General features: G+C 56.3%; 15 protein-coding genes and 1 tRNA gene. 13 read left to right on the top strand and 3 right to left on the bottom strand.

Translation table 11 applies throughout. From position 1 onward, the window contains the following. Positions 1 to 319: 319 nt before the first annotated feature. The 10 genes from bcp (at position 320) to CQ018_RS11805 (ending at position 13172) form a co-directional block, all read left to right on the top strand. The gene (gene bcp / locus CQ018_RS11855) at positions 320 to 817 is read left to right on the top strand and encodes a thioredoxin-dependent thiol peroxidase (RefSeq protein ID WP_105550398.1); all 498 of its coding nucleotides are present in this window, start codon (positions 320 to 322) and stop codon (positions 815 to 817) included. An 88-nt stretch (positions 818 to 905) separates the two neighbouring features. Then, a tRNA-Leu gene (locus CQ018_RS11850) sits at positions 906 to 990 on the top strand. 136 nt (positions 991 to 1126) lie between these two features. After that, positions 1127 to 2959, top strand: coding sequence for an ABC transporter substrate-binding protein (locus tag CQ018_RS11845; protein ID WP_146111888.1), 1833 nt, complete (start codon positions 1127 to 1129; stop codon positions 2957 to 2959). Between the two features lie 88 nt (positions 2960 to 3047). After that, positions 3048 to 4529, top strand: coding sequence for a malate:quinone oxidoreductase (locus CQ018_RS11840; RefSeq protein ID WP_105550220.1), 1482 nt, complete (start codon positions 3048 to 3050; stop codon positions 4527 to 4529). A 406-nt stretch (positions 4530 to 4935) separates the two neighbouring features. Next, positions 4936 to 5589, top strand: a complete 654-nt coding sequence (locus tag CQ018_RS11835) for a hypothetical protein (protein WP_146111887.1) — start codon at positions 4936 to 4938, stop codon at positions 5587 to 5589. Next, complete coding sequence (locus CQ018_RS11830; protein WP_258142579.1) at positions 5582 to 7027, top strand: multicopper oxidase domain-containing protein; 1446 nt, start codon at positions 5582 to 5584, stop codon at positions 7025 to 7027. The genes CQ018_RS11835 and CQ018_RS11830 overlap by 8 nt, the downstream gene beginning before the upstream one ends. Positions 7028 to 7409: 382 nt before the next feature. Next, the gene (locus CQ018_RS11820) at positions 7410 to 8531 is read left to right on the top strand and encodes a multicopper oxidase domain-containing protein (protein WP_258142578.1); all 1122 of its coding nucleotides are present in this window, start codon (positions 7410 to 7412) and stop codon (positions 8529 to 8531) included. Between the two features lie 187 nt (positions 8532 to 8718). Further along, positions 8719 to 9054, top strand: a complete 336-nt coding sequence (locus CQ018_RS11815) for a hypothetical protein (RefSeq protein ID WP_105550217.1) — start codon at positions 8719 to 8721, stop codon at positions 9052 to 9054. Positions 9055 to 9225: 171 nt separating this feature from the next. After that, positions 9226 to 12573: an efflux RND transporter permease subunit gene (locus tag CQ018_RS11810; RefSeq protein WP_105550216.1), complete on the top strand. Its 3348-nt coding sequence runs from the start codon at positions 9226 to 9228 to the stop codon at positions 12571 to 12573. Between the two features lie 146 nt (positions 12574 to 12719). Beyond that, positions 12720 to 13172 (top strand): pyridoxamine 5'-phosphate oxidase family protein, encoded by a 453-nt coding sequence (locus CQ018_RS11805; RefSeq protein ID WP_105550215.1) that lies wholly within the window; start codon positions 12720 to 12722, stop codon positions 13170 to 13172. Positions 13173 to 13200: 28 nt separating this feature from the next. Here CQ018_RS11805 and CQ018_RS11800 read toward each other — a convergent pair whose 3' ends face one another. Then, positions 13201 to 13932, bottom strand: coding sequence for an ABC transporter permease subunit (locus tag CQ018_RS11800; RefSeq protein WP_181149859.1), 732 nt, complete (start codon positions 13930 to 13932; stop codon positions 13201 to 13203). Between the two features lie 86 nt (positions 13933 to 14018). Further along, entirely contained in the window at positions 14019 to 14939 is a 921-nt protein-coding gene (locus CQ018_RS11795; protein ID WP_105550213.1) for an ATP-binding cassette domain-containing protein, read from the bottom strand. A 502-nt stretch (positions 14940 to 15441) separates the two neighbouring features. On the opposite strand from CQ018_RS11795, the gene CQ018_RS11790 reads away from it, so the two are divergent. After that, complete coding sequence (locus CQ018_RS11790; RefSeq protein WP_374954201.1) at positions 15442 to 16689, top strand: APC family permease; 1248 nt, start codon at positions 15442 to 15444, stop codon at positions 16687 to 16689. Between the two features lie 125 nt (positions 16690 to 16814). Here CQ018_RS11790 and CQ018_RS11785 read toward each other — a convergent pair whose 3' ends face one another. After that, positions 16815 to 18305 (bottom strand): MFS transporter, encoded by a 1491-nt coding sequence (locus tag CQ018_RS11785; RefSeq protein WP_105550211.1) that lies wholly within the window; start codon positions 18303 to 18305, stop codon positions 16815 to 16817. 145 nt (positions 18306 to 18450) lie between these two features. Between CQ018_RS11785 and CQ018_RS11780 the strand changes: the two genes are divergently transcribed. Both CQ018_RS11780 and CQ018_RS11775 read left to right on the top strand, forming a co-directional pair. Continuing rightward, positions 18451 to 19554, top strand: a complete 1104-nt coding sequence (locus tag CQ018_RS11780) for an LLM class flavin-dependent oxidoreductase (RefSeq protein WP_105550210.1) — start codon at positions 18451 to 18453, stop codon at positions 19552 to 19554. Further along, positions 19547 to 19996, top strand: coding sequence for a MarR family winged helix-turn-helix transcriptional regulator (locus tag CQ018_RS11775; protein WP_105550209.1), 450 nt, complete (start codon positions 19547 to 19549; stop codon positions 19994 to 19996). Before CQ018_RS11780 ends, CQ018_RS11775 begins: the two co-directional genes overlap by 8 nt. Positions 19997 to 20127 lie beyond the last annotated feature (131 nt).

Genomic DNA, 20127 nt, shown 5'->3' with positions numbered 1-20127 from the left:
GCCTAGGCACAGATTCCGACTTTATAAAACCAATCACCAACAGATCTCTCCCACGCCACGCGTACCCGCCGCGCTACAGCCCAATGGGGCATCGTCCTCAGGGAACGCAAGATACTTGACGTTCTTTTCCCGATATACCATCGGGCACCTTCACGGCTGATGACAGGCGCATTTTGCGGCCACAGGGGCCAACATAGGACGGGGATGAAGAATCAACCGACCGGCTTAGCTAGGCTTGAAGATAAGAAAAAATCCAACCACGCGTGGCGCACCACAAACCATGCGCCGCGTGAACCTACCCGGAAGCAAACCAAAACTCATGAGTGAAAACACCACCACCGAAGCCATCCGTCTAGCAGTTGGCGACACCGCACCGGATTTCATACTGCTCGATTCCAACGGCGAAGAACTGGCCCTGAGCTCACTGCGCGGCAAGAAGACCATCGTGTACTTCTACCCGGCAGCATCAACTCCCGGCTGCACCAAGCAAGCCTGCGACTTCCGCGATTCACTTGAATCACTGCAGGCCGCCGGTTACCAAGTTGTCGGTATCTCCCCCGACGCCCCAGCAAAGCTCGCCAAGTTTGTTGCCAAAGAATCACTCAGCTTCCCGCTACTCTCCGATGAGGACCACGCGGTTGCCGCGGCCTACGGAGCCTGGGGCGAGAAGAAAAATTACGGTCGAGTTTACGAAGGCTTGATTCGTTCAACTATTGTTTTGGGCGAAAACGGTGTCGTCGAAGTGGCCCAATACAACGTGCGCGCCACCGGTCACGTCGCTAAACTGCAACGTGATCTGGGTCTCGATTCCAAATAATTTTCGCCCACAGCCCAAAAGTGGGAAAAATGGCCTGCTGAATCCGCTACACTGATTCATGCTGAACCACGCAAGTGGTTACTGCCTTGCGAGCGTGGCGGAATTGGTAGACGCGCTGGATTTAGGTTCCAGTGTCTTCGGACGTGGGGGTTCAAGTCCCCCCGCTCGCACCACATGCCTGTAAACGGTATTAGTTACCACAGGCAATCAGGCAAGGCCCTCGGATTTTTCCGGGGGCCTTGTTTGTTAGTACCACCATGTAGCGGCATGCAGTTTTGGCGCAGCCTCTAACACCTCAAGGAGTCTTCGGTGCCCACGCAGCCACACATGAAAGTACCGACAGAATCCTCGCGGCGATCATTCCTTGCCGGCTCTCTGGGTCTTGCGGCTCTTTCGCTGACCGCTTGCGTCCCCCAGAAGAGCACACCGACACCCTCGGAAACCCCTGCCGAACAGCTCTTCACACTAGGCACCGCAGCCAACCCAGCAACGCTGGACCCGGCACTCTCCGGGGATAACGAAACTTTTCGTGTCACCCGACAAATCTATGAAGGATTAGTGGGTGTCGATCGGGAAACCGGTGCCGCCGTGCCGCTACTTGCCACCGATTGGATTTCAAGCCCCGATCGCTTGCAATACACCTTCATCCTGCGCAGAAACGTGAAGTTTCATGATGGAACCGACTTTAATGCCGAAGCAGTGGTACTGAACTTCCAACGCTGGGCAGCACTACCCCTGAGCGCACGCCAAGATTCCGATCAAGGCTTCACTCAGGTCTTCCGCTACAACGATTCACTGCCGAAACTTCCAGACTCCCTGCCCGAGCCCAAACCAGTCGAAGGACCAGACGGCACCGAGAGCATTGATCCGGCACTCGAGGCGCAGCACCAGAGCGCCATGGAAGAACTTGAAAAGCTGCGTGAAGATCTTCAAATCAATCCCTTCCTCGGGGCAAGCACCGGAGCCAGCGCCAACTACTTTGGCTCCATCAAGGCAGCAGACACCCATACGGTGGTCCTCACGCTGCGTAGACCCATCACCGGGCTGATTGAGGCCCTGACCCTGCCGGGCATGGCCATTGCTTCACCCAAGGCCCTAGCCACCGCACCCACGGACCCCAAGCAGCTCTCCTGGTTAGCCACACACCCGATGGGCACCGGACCCTATGCATTCTCCTCATGGGAAAACTCAACTGTCACGGTCAAACGATTTGATGGTTACTGGGACAGTGCAGATTTCACACAAAATCCGGATGCACCAACAATTATCAATTTCAAAGAAACAAGCACCCCCGCACGGCGATTAGGCGATCTACGGCGCAAAGAAATTGATGGCTTTGACATGGTGACGGTTAGCGGCCTGCGCGAGCTAGTTCGAGAGGGCAATCTGATAGTTGAGCGCGATCCATTCTCGGTCGCCTATCTGGGAATGAACCAAAAGAATAAATGGCTTGCCAATCTTAAGTTCCGTCAGGCCGTGGCACACAGCATTGATCGCACCAAAATCATCAATGAGTTTTATATCAAGGGAACCAAGGAGGCACGTAGTTTCTTACCCGCTTCCCTAGGCATTTCACCCTCGGATACCTATTACGGGCCCGACACCCAAAAGGCCAAGGATCTACTTGCCGAGTCCGGCTATGACGGCTCCCCCATTCCTTTCTTGTACCCACTGAATATCTCCCGGGCTTACCTTCCCTTGCCCGAACTTACCTATGCGGAAATTTCGCGTCAGCTTGCATCAAATGGAATTAACGTTCAGCCCATTCCCGTGGAATGGACTAATGGGTATGTAGCACGGGTGCGGGCGGGAGACTCACCAGGTTTCCACCTCTTGGGCTTCAATGGCGGCTACCGAGACCCCGATGATTTCCTAGGTGGGATTTTCTCCGAGACATCGAGCCAGTTCGGTTACAACTCCCCCATCTTGCAGGCACAGATCCTGCTGGCCCGCTCGCTTGAAGTTGGAGAGGAACGCTCAACGGCGTACCAGGAGATTTCTTCAACGCTCGCCCAAGATCTTCCGGCTTTGCCTCTGACATTCCCAATTTCTGGGCTCGCCTTCAATGACACGGTACGCAATTATCCTTCGTCTCCGGTGCTTGACGAGGTTTTTTCCGGCGTCAAACTAAACATCAAGTGACATACCAGTCATGACTCCAATTTCATAGAGCCAAGGCCTGCGGGCTATTCTTGCTACAGTCTAGAAGAACTTTCAACGGAGATACCCTGTGCCTTCTGAAGCCACCAGTCAATCATTTGACGTCGTCCTAATCGGCGCCGGTGTCATGAGCGCAACGCTCGGAACCCTCATCAAGCAGTTGGAGCCGGGGTGGAGCATTGGTCTTTTTGAAAACTTGGAACAGGCCGGCCTCGAGTCTTCGTCGCCATGGAACAACGCTGGAACCGGTCACTCGGCGCTTTGCGAACTGAACTACACCGCCGCTTCCGCCGATGGATCTGTAGATCCGTCCAAGGCCATCGGCATTAACGAGCAGTTCCAGATTTCGCGCCAGTTCTACGCACACCTCGTGAAGAACAAACACGTTGGTGACGCCAAGAGCTTCATCAACCCCCTGCCACATATGAGCTTCGTGCTCGGTGATGACCACGCTAACTACCTCAAGACCCGCTATGAGGCGCTGAAGCCTCACGAGCTATTCAAAGAGATCGAGCACACCGAAGACCTCGACACCATCAACTCATGGACTCCCTTGGTTGCCAAGGGCCGCGATGGTTCACAGCGTGTTGCAGCATCCCGCGTAGTCTCGGGCACGGATGTTGACTTTGGTTCACTGACCGGTCAAATGACCAAACACCTCGCAGCGTCCGGTGTTGAGGTTAACTTCGGTCACAAGGTTAGCGGCATCAAGCGCGAGGGTGCGGGCTGGGCCATCAAGGTCAAGAACAACGCAACCAAGGAAAAGCGCACCGTCAACGCCAAGTTCGTCTTCGTGGGCGCCGGCGGCGGTGCCCTGGGTCTGTTGCAGAAGGCAGGCATCGAGGAAATTAAGGGCTTTGGCGGCTTCCCGGTCTCCGGTCAGTTCCTGCGTTGCACCGATGAGACGATCATCGATCAGCACCACGCCAAGGTTTACGGTCAGGCCTCGGTGGGTGCCCCGCCCATGTCCGTCCCGCACCTTGATACCCGCTTTGTTGATGGCAAGCGCTCGCTGATGTTTGGCCCTTACGCCGGCTTCTCCACCAATTTCCTGAAGACCTCATCCTTGTGGGATCTTCCGGCTTCCCTGCGCCTGCACAACATCATCCCGATGCTTGCGGTGGGTAAGGACAACATGTCCTTGACCGCGTACCTGATCAAGGAAGTTCTGAAGTCACGCCACAAGAAGGATGACGCTCTGCGTGAATACTTCCCCGAGGCAGTGGGCGAAAACTGGGAATTGATCACCGCCGGACAGCGTGTCCAGGTCATCAAGAAGGATAAGAAGAAGGGCGGCGTGCTGCAGTTCGGCACCGAGGTCATCACCTCGGCCGATGGCACCATCTCCGGTCTGCTCGGCGCTTCCCCGGGAGCTTCCACGGCAACCCCGATCATGCTCAACCTTCTTGGCCGTTGTTTCCCTAAGCAATTTGCCGGGTGGGAATCCAAGCTCAAGGAGATCATCCCGTCCTACGGTGTGAAGCTGAACGAGAACCCCTCGCTCTACGCAGAGGTTCGCGCGGAGACCGATAAGGTGCTCAAGCTTTCCTAAGCAAAAAATATCTCACCGGCATCCGTTGCCGCAGAAGATGGAAGCCCGGTAGTTCTTCTCCTTCCCACATCGCGTGGAGGGGAAGAGCCGCCGGGCTTCTTCCGTCTCTAGTTCGGGCAACACGAGGGAACCAGGCACTTTCTGTTGCCTACGGAAGTGGGGCTTAGATCACCGGAACGGACCACGGGGGGCACTTTCCTTGGCACATTTCACTGCTTCTATTCCTGACCTCCGGCGTCCCTTCGAGCACAAGCGTGCATCGGTTGGTTTCTGTACCTCTTTACCCCTGCCCGGATTCAATCCATACTGAGTTCATTACTTGGGAAGTATGTACATCATGGGGATTATCTCCGGGTCTTGACTCCTCCCGGAGGTCGCTTTGCAACTTGGGGAGGTTGAACCGGCCGTGCCTAAATCTTGGGGAAATCGCGCTAAACCGCGCCATCATGGCATCGATCTAGAATCCATCGAATCGGATGCCGAAAAACCATTGATCTCACGCCGCACTTTGGGCATCACCATTGGGTCTGCTCTTGTCCTGGGAAGCGCCGGCATGACCGCCTTGGCAGTTGCCTTTGCCGGATCAGGTCCCTTGGGGACCACCACTATTCGTACCTGCTTTGGACAGGCACGGATTTCTAAGGCTGAGCGTCAGGCACGCCTGCCTTCCAGTAATGCGGCACCGGCCGGCCATGCCGAACACCAGCCCGCCGTGGGTGGTGAACGCCAACCAGTAAACATGACATTCGGCGATCATCTGCTGCTTCAGCTCGAAGTCTTCAATGATAGCGAGCAGGAGCAGATGTTTTCGCCCGGGCAATTACGGGTGAGGGGAAACAGCCAGCCGTGGCTTGTGGTCAACCGCTGGAACAATTACCCGCCGGGTCTTTTGCTTCCCGGAGCCCGAATCATGGCCAACATCAGTTTCTTGGTTCCCTCGGACGCCACGGAATTCACCGCCGTGTTTGATGACATCACCAATCCGGGCACCGAACTGCTAGAACTGCCACTGCCTGCTGTGAGTTGGCGTCCCGGATTCTTGGAGGAAGCTCATGTCTAGCGAAAATACGCCTGCCATAACACCCAGCTCTGTCTCCGATACCGATAGTGCGTTGCACCCTGTCGAACCCGGGATCAACAGATCCACACTCCTAAAATTTGGGGCGGCTACCGCTTGGGGGACCGCCGTGGCCATGGGAGCGGCGGTTTCTCCGGTCTCGGCCGCCGGAGTGCCGCGGGCCCATGGACGATTTACCGCCTCCGCGGTGCCGCTTCCCGGGGTGCTCGACCTCTATATCAACGAGGGGTATACCAAAATGGTCGATGACTCTTTGGTCTATCAACGTGGCTTCGGTGACCGGCCTACCGCGCTACGGGACGCGAGGCCATCCCTGCGGGTCGTCCCCAAAATCTTCACGCGCGAAGGGCAGGTTGTCGAATCCAGAACCTATCCATTAGGGGCCGCAATACCACCCAACGGAACGCCCGCACCGGCAGGAGCGGATCCGGCAAACCCGGGCCAATTCTTTATCAGGCGCAACCACTGGGCCAGCTTCTTCCCGCAACGCACCATCATTGTCGAAAGTGGCGCAACGGTGCGGCTACGTGTGTTCAACGGGCTTGCCGGAACTCACCAACTCACAGTCGCCCAGGCGGCGCACGGCCGCAGCGATCTGAGCACCGGCCCCATAGCCCCGGGCGGGCAGGCATTACTTGAATTTGATGCTCCCTACGCCGGAACCTACATCTACTACGATCCAACAAATGCCCCGGTACAACGCGCGCTGGGGCTCTTTGGCACAATTCTTGTGATGGATCCGGATGATCCCTGGCGGGTAGCCCCGAACCAAATGGCATTCGAAAGGCAATGGCTATGGATGACCCACGCCATCGACACCACATGGGCACGCATCGAGGCGGCCGGCGGAACCGTCAATCCGCTGACCGACCCCGCGGTGCCCCGCTATTTCATGCTCAACGACCGCAGCGGGTATGAGGCACTTGGCCACTCACCAAACCGAGAACTCAATCGTCTGGCCCACGAGGAATCACTCATTTCCGGCTACCCGCGGCAGGTAGATATCCGGAACTTCGGTGAGGATCTGGCGCTGGGTACCCTGCGCGGCGGCCAAGCCGTAAGAATGGTTAATCCGGGGATTGCCAGCCACCAAATGCACTTCCACGGAAACCACCTGTGGACGGTGCGGCGCAACAATGTTGAATGGCCGCGCGAATTTGGCCACGTCGACGCGGACGGGCACGTGGTGCTGCAGCAATGGGAAGACGTCATCGAGCTCCCACCCATGGATCGTAAGGACTGCATCATTCCTTTGAAGCGACCACCGGATGCCACAGACAAGGTTTGGTACAACAGGACCGAAGACTGGAAATATCCCATGCACTGCCACGCCGAAATGTCACAAACAGCTGCAGGCGGTATGTACCCCGGCGGGCTTGTCGCCCACTGGGAACTCAAATCACAGGTGAATGGAGGCTAGGACCATGCGACTACGAGGTTGGGCCGCACCAAGCGCGACCGTGGTTTCGGAAGGCAAACGGCGTTCGGACGACGATGATAAGAAAAAATCCTCCACCAAGCGTAGGGATGACAAGTCGCCCGGACCCCGGGAGCGGCAGAAACCAAAACCTTCACCCAGCAAGAGCCCACGTCCACAGCCTTCTCGCTCCGCGACCCCCAGCTCCCAGCCCTCAGCAACGCGCTCGGCGACGCCGAGCCCAACGCCCGCACCGGGCACAACGGGGCCAACTCCCACCCGGTCGAGCACACCAACACCACGGCCAACTCGACCATCACCATCATCGGATGACGACGGCGAGGAACGCGAGTATGACTCGCAAGCCGACTTTGCATCACACCAGATGCAGCAGGATGCCCCCGAGACGCACTTCCTAGAAACGCCGCAGCTATCTGTCGATTTGGATCTATCCAGTCGCGATCTGCGTTTCCCAGACGGCGCAAAGTTCAAGATGTGGGTATTCCACCAAGACAGCTCGGGACGCGGATTTCCCGGGCCTACCCTGCGTCCGACGGAAAAGGGTATTTTCCATGCCCGGGTGGAGCCCAGCATGGGCCCACACAGTATTCACTGGCATGGCATGGAACCGGACCCGCGAAATGACGGCGTGGGACACACCTCATTTGAGATCGATGACCACTACACCTACCAGTGGCAGCCCGAACCTGGTCGGACACACGACCCGAATTATGGTGCGGCCGGAACATACTTCTACCACTGCCACGTCAATACCCCGCTCCACGCCCAGATGGGACTACTTGGCCCCTTAATCATCGATCCGATCGAACTGCCGGGTTTCCCGGTCGCCCCGGGCAACCGGCGTGCCTTTGCGGACGGGCCCGAATACGATATCGCCACCGAGTCACTGATCATGCCGTTTTCCATTGATCCGCGCTGGCACAAGATGGGACATGCGGCAGGGCTTTCCGGCGAAGACGTCGGGTTGAACCGTTTCGAACCAACCCACTTCTACATCACCGGAGGCCTCTTGGCCCAACGCCGGGAAACGGGCGAGGAAGTCTGGGCCCCCACCCAACTGCCAATCAACGTCTCGGGCCATGGAAAGGCGCCAAGCCTGATGCGCTTCCTGGACGGTAACTACCTACCGAATAAGATCACCTTCGTGAATCCCGACGGGACACCCGCGCGCATCGCCGAACTGGTCTCCCACGATGGGCGGCCTTACCGGCACACCGCAACCCCCGGAGCCCCGGCAATCCCCACCAGCATGCATCCGGACCCCAGCGCCCACTTATTCACCCATACCCTTTCCATGGGTTCGGCCGAACGCTACGATTTGCTCTTACATCCTCCGACTGCCGGAACTTACACACTGAGGATTGAATGGAGAGACTGGATCACCGGGCACAAACTTGCCCACCGGGAGCTGCCGCTGCTCGCATCGTGCGTCCTCAAGGGGCCGGGGAATCAGACCTACACGCGTCTAGGGCCGCAGCTTGGATAAGACGATACTCGTACCTATGGTCCTTGATGCGTCAAAATGGGTCCCGGGGGCCAAAACCGCGCCGCACTATTGCTTGGCTTCACCCGTGATGCTTTGCTGAAGGTGGAAGCCTTAGGATCATCCAGTTGTCTGCCTTCCCGGCCTCCATGAGCGTCCTAAGCTGGATTCCGGCAAGGAGAAATCTGTCATGCAAGGTCACGGCTATCTAAATGCCCTCAAAAATGCCAAGACCGCCGTCTACGGACCCGACTCTCACAAGATCGGGATCCTGGGCAATATTTATATGGATCGCGGAAGCGGTGACGCCGATTTTGTCACCGTCCATCTTGGCCTCTTTGGCTCCGAGGAATGCGTGGTTTCACTTGTCGGTGCCGAAATCAGCAAGGGGCATCTTCACGTCGCATTCCCCAAAGATGTCATAAAGCATGCACCGAATATTGATCCGCTGGCCGAGCTTGATGATGAAACTAAAAAGAACCTCGATGAGTACTACGCCCACTTCGGTCCGGAACCACTGGACTAGAAACATTTCATATCTTCCGGGGAACGGCTCAAGAGCATTTGGCCTGTCATCAATCCTGTGAATTAGCGTTCAGTGGCGGCACTTCGGCGGCAGGAATCTTCGCCTATGAGCATCGTTGACTAGAGTGGTAGAAGCGCAAAACCATACACAACGAATCTCCTAGGATGGCAGATGCATCGCCTGGCCGTACTTTCTTTAGGCAATCGTGCCCTGATCGCACTCATTACGGTGTTTGTTGCGATCTTCGGCGTGATTACCATGGGACAGCTCAAGCAGGAACTCATTCCTTCACTTGAGTTCCCACAAATTTCGGTTATCGCGGCCCAGCCAGGTGCCTCCCCCGAAGTGATCGACAAGCAGGTAGCCCAACCACTCGAAGGTGCCTTACAGGCCGTCGAAGGCTTGGAATCTTCCTCCTCGACGTCCCAAACAAACTTCACAACCGTCTCGCTATCCTTTGTGTACGGCACAGACCTTGACCGGGCCCGCGCCCAGGTAGACAAGGCAATCTCGAATGCCAAGGCAACACTGCCTAAGGACGTTGAGCCAACTGCATTTGCCGGTTCCATCTCCGATTTCCCCATTGTTTATATGGCGGTTTCCGGCGGTCAAGACCTCAATGCCCTGCGCTCGGATGTTGAACGACTGGTTTTGCCCAAACTTTCCAAAATTGAGGGGGTTCGCACCGCTGATGTTTCCGGTGGCACCTCCCAACACATTGCTGTCCTGCCCGATCAAGCAAAACTCGCTGCCGAAGGGCTAAGCGTTAGCGATCTGAAGACCGTCCTCGAGGAGAGTTCGGGTCTCATGCCTGTGGGTCGTGTTGAAACCGAAGGACTTGATCTTCCGGTCACCAGCGGCTCACAAATCGATTCGCTCGAGGCAGTGAAGGCAACCCCGATCAAGGGCGCCAGCGGTGTTCATAAACTCTCCGAGCTTGCGAAAGTTGAGCTCAAGAACGACACAGCCACCTCTATCACGCGCACCAATGGTGTCGAGACGCTCGCCGTTTCGGTTACCAAAAAGCCCGATGGAGATACCGTGGGAATTTCCCATGCGGTCAGCGCACTAGTTCCGGAGCTTGCCACTCAGCTTGGTGACGGTGCCAAGTTCACCACCGTCTTTGATCAGGCACCCTTCATTGAACAATCTATCCATGATCTAACGGTTGAGGGGTTATTGGGTCTTGGCTTTGCGGTAATTGTCATCCTGATCTTCCTGCTCTCGGTCCGCTCAACACTTGTCACAGCGATCTCCATTCCGCTTTCTCTCCTGGTCACGTTCATTGGATTGCGTATGGGTGGCTATTCACTGAATATGCTCACCCTTGGTGCCTTGACGATCTCCATTGGGCGCGTTGTTGATGACTCGATTGTTGTTATTGAAAACATCAAGCGTCACCTCACCTACGGTGAGGATAAGAAGACTGCAATTCTCACGGCAGTGCGCGAAGTTGCAACGGCTGTTACTGCGGCGACGCTGACCACTGTTGCTGTGTTCTTGCCCGTTGCCTTGGTTGGTGGCATGGCAGGAGAACTCTTCCGCCCATTCGCACTGACCGTCACCATTGCCTTGCTTGCCTCACTGTTGGTCTCACTGACCATCGTTCCGGTGCTTGCATACTGGTTCCTTGGACACACCCAGCCGGGTGCAGCAGATCTTGACACTGCACGGCTCAAGGCCGAGGCCAAGGAAAAGAACTCTTGGTTGCAGCGCGGCTACTCCCCGATCCTGCGCGGCACCCAGAAGCACCCGGTGATTACTCTGCTGGCTTCGGTAGCAATTCTTGCCGGTACGGTTCTGATGGTTCCGCTGGTACCCACCAACCTTTTGGGTGGGACAGGACAGAATACGTTCTCCGTCTCCCAGAAAATGCCTGCCGGTTCTTCACTTGAAACAACGCTTGAGGCAGCAACGCCCGTCGAAGAAGCACTGCGCAAGGTAACGGGTGTGCAAGATGTACAGATGACCGTTGGTTCACCCTCGGGTGGATTTGCATCCTTCCTTGCCGGCGGGTCCGATCAGGCAAGCTTCACCGTGATGACGGATGCCGAGGCCGATCAGAAAGCGATCCTTGAGGCTGCTCGTGCAGCAGTTGAACCCTGGGGTAAGGATTCGGAGATCACCGTCTCCAGCTCCGAGGGCGGCATGGGTGGTTCCTCGGCGGTAACAGTCAAGGTTGGTGCGCCAACACCGGAGCTACTCACCGAGGCAACTGCCACAACGCAAAAGGCAATGACCGGCATCGAAGGTGCCACAGATGTTAGCGACAACCTCTCTGCTGCACGGCCGCAGGTCTCCGTAGAGATTGACCGAGTCAAGGCCGCCAAGGCTGGCCTGACCGAAGCACAAATTGGTGGCATCACGGCAGCTACACTCTCACCGGTTCCTGCCGGTACGGTGCGCCTTGGCTACACCGATTTCCCGATCAGTATCGGTGAAGGGACAGATCTGACCGATCTTGACCAGTTGCGTAATCTCGCACTGCCCACCGCGTCCGGCATGGTGAAGCTCGGTGATGTTGCAAAGGTTGAGCGAACCGAATCTCCTGCAACCATCACTTCTTCCAATGGGGATCGCATCGCGACGGTGTCGATCACCCCTGGTGAGAATGATCTTGGTTCGGTCTCCGCGGAGGTCACCAAGCGCCTTGACGCGTTGGAGCTTCCTGCTGGCGCAACAGCGGAACTGGGTGGTGCAGCAACCGAGCAGGCTGATGCCTTTGCCCAGCTCTACCTCGCGCTTCTTGCGGCTGTTGCAATTGTCTATGTGGTCATGGTTGCCACGTTCAAATCACTAGTTCAGCCGCTGATCTTGTTGGTGTCGATTCCATTTGCAGCAACTGGCGCCATTGGGCTGCTGCTACTGACGGGAGTACCACTGGGGCTGCCATCCTTGATTGGCATGCTGATGCTCGTGGGTATTGTTGTCACTAATGCAATTGTGCTCATCGACCTGATCAACCAGTACCGTTTACCGTTGGGCCACCGGCCTGCGATGAACTTGCAGGATGCCATTTATCATGGTGCCCGCCAGCGTCTGCGCCCGATCCTCATGACCGCTCTGGCAACCATCTTCGCGTTGGTTCCTATGGCCATGGGGCTCACCGGTGGTGGTGGATTTATTTCACAGCCATTGGCAGTTGTTGTCATCGGTGGTCTTGTATCTTCAACGGCCTTGACCCTGATCCTGGTTCCGGTGCTTTACCACCTGGTTGAAGGTGCCAAGGAACGTGGGGCCGCGCGACGCGCTACAAAGTACAAAAGATCGGATTTGAGCGCACCAACCACCTCAACAAACGATCTGGTCCGCGCCATGGCCGCAGCTACTGGCGCAGCCTTAACCACCGATTCGGCTCCGATTCCTGCCACCGGGGATCCGACCAAGTCCGCGGCAAAGGATCCGGTTAAAAACTACCCACCGGGAACCTTGATCAACCCGGCAACCGGTTCAATTCCGCTCACGCGGCGCGAACGCAAGGATGTTGAAGAAGGGAAATTCAAGCCGAAGGGTTCCTAGGCTAAAACTCTCTAGAAAACGTGAAGGAAGCTGTTGTCCGCGCCGAAATGGCGCGTACAACAGCTTCCTTTCTTATTCATTATTCGTACCAACGGATTGCCGTTATATCTCTGGCCATCTAGGTTCCTTCCACGTACGCTCAAATCATGGATGAGAAGCAGACTCGAACGGATGTTGAAAACCTCGAAACCCACCAATGCCTAGAGCTTTTACGCACCATCTCGCTAGGCCACTTGGCGGTCACGCTCAACGATGCCCCGCAACTTTTCCCCATCAACTTCACGGTTGACCACGGAACTGTAGTGTTCCGCAGTGGTGAAGGCAGCAAACTCAAGACAATGCGTGCCCAGCCGCGTGTCGCATTTCAGGCAGATGGAATCGACTCTGCCACCGGTATCGCGTGGTCGGTGATGGTTCAGGGCAACGCCGAGTTCTTTGCCGGAATCGAAGAAACCCTCGATTCGTTTAACCTCATGCTCTTCCCTTGGGATTCGGGACCTAAGGACCAATTCGTACGCATCGTGCCCACTTCCATGACCGGACGTCGGTTCAAGGTAGCTGACCCGTTGACGTGGTGGAAACACATGCGTCACGGGTAGTGTTCGGTGTTGCACCGCATGAGAAATATTAGGCGTCCCTGCGCTTGAATACCCAGATTCCGGAGCCTAAGAGTACTAATGTCCAAAGCACTAAGACTAGTACGGCTACTGTTGCGCCGTAAGGTTCGGTCTGTCCGGTACCGAGTATCTGACCGGCATTTGTCGGTAGGTAAAAAGCGAGATCCTGAAGCCACTGAATATTGAACAACGGAAGAATCTGCGGGAGCCCAAAAATCAGCACAAAAGCACTGGTAATGGCACCGGCTGTACTGCGTAGTAGTACGCCAACGCCGAGCATCATCATCGACAGCGCTCCCAAATAGAACCCGCCACCGAACAAAGCGATCAATAGTTCATCGGCGCCAAAGGCACCATAGTGGCCAGCCGCCGGGGCAGCAAGTAGTGTTCCCGCACCGATCAACAGCAAACCAAAAACGAATCCCAAGATTCCGATCACTGCAGCTTTGGCACCCAACAGTCGGGCCCGTAGCGGGACCGCCTGCAATGATGAAAAGATTGTTCCATTTGAGTATTCGCTGGTGATCGATAATGCTGCAAGTGCTGCAACGAACAACTGCGCCAGTTGCAACGATGCCAACGACATATACGGAGCCGGCATGAATGACTCATAGCCATTATCACCACTGGCCTTGGCAGAAAAGGCGAGTAGCCACGAAAGCCCAATATGAGCTATCAATGCGCTTGCAAGGGTTATCCGAGTCGAGCGCACTGCCCATAGTTTGGTAGCTTCAAAAAACATGGCTGCCCCAAAACTTGGCCTTGCTCCGGAACTCCGTGACAGCGTAGCGTTCCTCTCAATACTGCTATCAACAACATTTTTATGGCTCATGATTCCTCCACAATTCCCGTTGGCACGTAGTCAAGGCTTTGTGCAGTAAGTTCCGTGTATGCCTGTTCTAGGGAAGCTCGCTGCAAGCTCAGTTCATTGATCCGAAGCCCCAATTCATGGGCGATTCCGCCCACTAGAGTTGGGGTGGCTGCGGTGACTTGCAAGGATTCAATACCACTCATAGCCACGGTAAACCCGGCCTTTTCCAGTGCGCCGGCCAAGATCCCAATGTGCGGAGAGGAAACTACCACCGAGTTTTGTGCACTTGAGGCAAGCACGTGATCCATCGAATCATGAGCGAGCAGTTTCCCGCGACCAATCACCACTAGTTGATCAGCCGTCGATTGCATCTCACTCATGAGATGGCTGGAGACAAATACGGTTGCTCCGGCTGCAGCCTTGGCTCGCATCAATCCACGGATCCAGGCAACCCCGTCTGCATCCAATCCATTCACCGGTTCATCAAAGATCAAAATTTCGGGGTCTCCCAAAAGCGCCGCTGCTATTCCCAAACGTTGACGCATGCCCAGTGAAAAGGTACCAATGCGCCGCTTCCCGGTATCCCCTAGTCCAACCTCCTCAAGCACCTGTTGCACTCGCACCACCGGTATCTTGTTGCTTCGTGCTAGACCCGTCAAATGAGAATCTGCGCGTTGTCCGCGGTGACCTGTGCGGGGTTCCAACAATGCACCGACGGTACGTAGCGGAGCCAGGAGCTGGGCATAGCCGACACCATTGATCGTGGCACTACCCCGACTTGGACTATCTAGACCTAGCAACATCCGCATGGTCGTAGTTTTCCCGGCCCCGTTGGGTCCCAGAAAACCTGTCACTTTCCCCGGCATAACACTAAGACTCAGTGAATCCACGGCACGGACTGATCCGTAATCCTTGCCTAAATCCTGAAATATAATCATACTTTTCCCTTCCTTCAAGCTTTTGGAATCCTCGGGGCTAGGCGAGGGCGATAGCTTCGAAGATCTCGTGTGGTTCGGTTTCAACGCTATTCCGGTCGCAGGATCAAACCCAGCAGAATCCGTAGGGGTCCGCCCCGAGGCATCCCTGATTTATCCCCGAGTAGCGCGGTTTCCCAACCCTGAGTTCCGGGCGACGAGCTAGTCAACGAGCCATCCTACGAGGGTGTTCCAGCACTATCAGGAGCTGTAGTTCTTGAGCTCACATCCGTCCATGAAGTCTTGGCAAACTCTTGATGAACTGCTAGAGCCCTACAGCTTCGCTGCACACAAAGCGAGGTATTCTCAGTCCCATCCAATGCTAGGAAATGAAGTTTCTGCGATATGAATCCATGCTTACATTTCTTGGACACGGTGCTGCGCAATGCTGGCAGAACCATGTAAAGCACACGTACCTCCTAACGCTTCAAAGGCAGTATCTCCCCCAGTGACTAATCCCCCGCTTATGCTTCGCCGACTCGGTACGTTCGATGCTTCCCTCATCGGTATTGGTTCCATGGTCGGCGCCGGTGTTTTTGTTGCTTTCAGTCCTGCGGCACAGGTAGCCGGCTCGGGGCTTTTAGTTGGATTGCTCATTGCTGCGTTCGTGGCGTTCTGCAATGCGACATCATCGGCGCAATTGGCAGCCGCATATCCAGCCTCCGGTGGCACCTACGTCTATGGGCGCGAACGGCTCGGACCTTGGCCGGGTTTCATTGCCGGCTGGGGTTTTGTCATTGGTAAAACAGCGAGTGCGGCTGCCATGGCCATGACGTTTGCAGCATATGTTGCACCGTCCGGTTGGGAGCGACCGCTGGCCATGGCTGCGGTCGTCGTCCTGGCAATAGTGAATTATCACGGCGTCACGCGTACCGCTGCGCTGACGCGATTGCTGGTGATTTTGGTACTCGCCGGTCTCGCTGTGCTTATCGCGGCGGCATGGGGGTTGGCCTCACCCGAACCTTCTAAGGTTCTAGGTGTTGGGCTCTTTGCACACGGTTGGTATGGCATCCTGCAATCAAGTGGATTGTTATTCTTTGCTTTTGCCGGTTATGCACGCATTGCGACAATGGGCGAGGAGGTCAGCAATCCGCGCCGCACTATTCCTCGGGCCATTGGCATTGCGCTGAGCATTGCGATAGTTATCTACGGCGCCGTAGCTTTCACGCTTTTGGCTGTCTTGGGTCCTGAGCAAGTCGCCTCCACTCAAGCACCATTACGTGCCCTGGCCGAGGCGACTTCTACACGCTGGACTGTATCAATTGTTCAGGTAGCCGCGGCACTGGCCGCGCTAGGTGCCTTGCTGGCGCTCATTACGGGCCTTGGACGTACCACGCTGGCCATGGCCCGAGAGCATGATCTGCCGCATTGGTTATCAGCTATTCACCCAAAATATAGGGTTCCACATCGGGCCGAGCTCACACTAGCCGTACTGATCTGCGTGGTCATCGCCATGGCAGATGTACGCGGTGCCATCGGCTTCTCATCGTTTGGTGTGCTGATCTATTACTTGGTTGCAAACATTGCTGCCTACACTCAGCCACATTCCGATCGTCGCTTCCCCAGGTTTCTGCAAATATTGGGGGCCATGGCCTGTGTACTTCTCATAGTTACGTTGCCATACATGTCTATCGCGGTTGGCTTAGGAGTCTTGGCATTAGGAATAGTTCTACGGATGATCCGTATACGTAGGGACAAACCGGTGTCTTCCTGAGCACAACAGTCTTGATCCCCCCTGAGACTTATCAGGGGGAAACCACGACCGCGTCATGACGTGGCAGAAAAATATTTGTCGTTTCAATCCCAGCATGGTGTCTGCAAAGATTTCTGATTCCGTCTCTACTCCACGGTTACCGGTGCGTCATCCAGGGCCCCGCGTGGAACCGCGAGTAGTGCCAGCGCGCAGATCATGGCGGCACCGCCACAGATGGCCCACACAATCATGTAGCCGGTTAATGGAGCAGCGAAACTCTCGCTAGTGCCCTCCGCTGCTGCTCCCACGGCCTGTCCAATGAGTGCCAAACCGAACACCGCCGAGGCAAACGAACCACCAATCGTTTTCACCGCATTGGTGAGACCGGTGGCCATACCGGTTCGGTGGAATGGAGCGGCAGCTGCTGCGGCCGCGGGAAGTGCCGCAACCAGAGCGCCCGAACCCAAACCGGCAATAATCATGTTGGTCAATGTTTGGGTTAAATTCTCATGCAACGGCAGAAAGAGCAGATACCCGATTCCCACGAGGCTGCTGGCGGCTACCAATGACATCCGCATTCCTACCCAGCGCGCCACCGTAGGGAAGGCCAATGCACCTAGCAGCATGGAGAGCACATAAGCACCAATGATGACCGAAACCCCGGAGGCACTGAGCCCCAGCCCATAGCCATTGATGCTGGGATCGGTACGGGCAAAGGTACTCATGGGAATTTGCGCGCCAAGCACGGAAATTCCAAAGAGTCCCGCGGTGAGCTGAAGCGGCCACATGGAGCGGGCGAAAAGCACCTTGAAGTCAATCAGCGGGTCCTCTTGTTTGTTTTCATGCCGGTAGAACACGTAGAGCATGAGCAGCCCGGCAACTAGCGAACCCCAGACCAGAGGACTTGCCGGGCCGTTGATGCGTAGGAAGCTCAATCCGCTGGTCAACAGAAGCAAACCAATGGCCAGGTAGATAAATCCGCCACCATCGATCTTGGCGCCGCTGCGATCCCCGTCATCGGGTACGCCGAAGCCAACGGCAAAGACACATAAGGTGGTGGCGATCGCGGGGATCGTCATGGTCAAGGCAAGGTTTCCACCGAAAACACTGATTAATGCACCGCCCGCAAGCGCACCTACGATGACACCAAATTCAAGGGCTCCCACCAAGATTCCTGCGGCCCGTCGGGTGATGGGTCCCGGTGTTCCTAGTTTTCTGGCTCGCGAAAAGATCAGGGCAATTTCAAGGGGAAGCCACACGGCGTAGAAGCCCTGGAATGCCCAGGCAATCAAGAAAGTTGTAAAAGATCCCGAAAATACTACTGCCCAGGAGGCAACCGCCGTAACGATTGCCGAGAGCAGCAGCATCTTCTTGTGTCCAAAGATATCGCCCATAGAAGCCAGCAGCGGGACGGCCAAGGCAGAGACCATGAGTTGGGCCGCTTCAAACCAGTTGACATCAGCATCATGGATGCCCAGATGCCGCGCAATATCGGTCATGAGCGGCGTGTAGTAGCCCTGCAAGATTCCGCTGGTAATTTCGACAACCGCCAAGAATCCAACAATTGCGCCCACAGCCTTCCACGGCACGGGAACGTGTGCTGGTACTTGCTCGCGGGGAGAAGTCATTGGGTCCATAGCCGGACTATATCGCGATGCACGCCCTGACGTGAGGTGCTTCACAGGAGCAGTTGGAATATTTCCACTGACGACAGCGCTATTACATGCAAACGCATACAAATGTGGCACAATATAAGCCAGACCATTCACGGAGGAATCTCTCATGCAGTTCGGCATTTTCTCGGTCAGCGACATCACCCGCGACCCAACCACCGGCAACACCCCTAGCGAAAAACAGCGCATCGATGACATCGTTGCCATCGCCAAGAAGACCGAAGAAGTTGGCATGGACGTCTTCGCCATTGGCGAGCACCACAACCGCCCGTTCTTCTCCTCGTCCCCCACCACCACGCTGGCTTACATTGCGGCGCAGACCGAGAAACTGATCCTCTCCACGGCCACCACGCTGATCACCACCAACGACCCGGTGAAGATCGCCGAGGACTTCGCCATGCTACAGAACCTCTCCGGAGGCCGCGTGGATTTGGTACTGGGCCGCGGCAACACCGCCCCGGTCTACCCGTGGTTCGGTAAAAACATGCAGGACTCGGTGAACCTGACCGTGGAAAACTACAACCTGCTGCGCCGCCTCTGGGACGAGGACGTCGTGAACTGGGAAGGCAAGTACCGCACCCCGCTGCAAAACTTCACCTCCACCCCGCGCCCGCTGGATGATGTTGCTCCATTTGTCTGGCACGGTTCAATCCGCACCCCGCAGGTCGCCGAGATCGCCGCCTACTACGGCGACGGCTTCTTCGCCAACAACATCTTCTGGCCCAAGGAGCACTACCAGCAGCTGATCGATCTCTACCGCGAACGCTACGAGCACTACGGCCACGGCCGCGCGGACCAGGCAATCGTGGGCCTGGGCGGCCAGTTCTTCATCCGCAAGAACTCCCAGGACGCCAAGAACGAGTTCCGCCCGTACTTCAACAACGCGCCGGTCTACGGCCACGGGCCCTCCATGGAAGACTTCATGGAGCAGACTCCGCTGACTGTTGGTTCGCCACAGGAAATGATCGAAAAGACCCTCACGTTCCAGGAGGCCTTCGGCAACTATCACCGCCAGCTCTTCTTGGTGGATCACGCAGGCTTGCCGGTCAAGACCGTGCTGGAACAGCTTGATCTCTTCGGCGAGTATGTGCTGCCGGAACTCCGCAAGGAACTGGACTCACGCAAGCCAGCGGATCACCCCGAGGCGCCAACCCACGCAAACCGTGTTGCGGCACGCGATGCAAAGCTTGCCGTCGGGAAGACCAATGCCTAATCCAGCGTCATTACGTGACTCAAATACAGCCTGGGAGTCGCTCTTCCGCGCGCAGGTCTCGGTCATGCGCCGGTTGCAGAAGCTACCCGAGTTCAAGGAATTAAGCACTCGCGAGTATGACGTGCTCTTCAACCTCTCGAGGTGCCCCTCGGGTTCTTCCCGGCTCTCGGACTTGAATCAGCACTTGCTGATCTCTCAGCCAAGCCTCAGCCGCATGGCAGATCGGCTGGAACAGAAGGGTTTAGTCTCGCGAGCTGCGGATCCCACTGATCAGCGAGCAGTACTCTTCACGCTGACCGAAAAAGGGGCCAAGCTCCAAAAGGCAATTGGCCGCGAACACGTCAAGGGTATCCATCAGCTCATTGGTGGCGCGCTTTCCGAGGAAGAGTTCAAGACCCTTCTTGAGCTCACCACCAAGCTGCGCAACTATGTGGATGGCTAAGAAATAGCCCAAGGAAAACGCCATGGGCCGGGATGACTCCTTACTGAGAACTCCCGGCCCATGGCGTTTAGCGGATTAACTTCACGGTCTCCCAAATCGGGCAACCCGTTTTCGGTGACGGCTTCCCGATA

Origin of the sequence: Arthrobacter sp. MYb227 (assembly GCF_002975435.1) — a bacterium.
In the GTDB taxonomy this organism is placed as follows: Bacteria; Actinomycetota; Actinomycetes; order Actinomycetales; family Micrococcaceae; genus Paeniglutamicibacter.
This window is presented reverse-complemented; position numbering and strand designations above follow the sequence as displayed.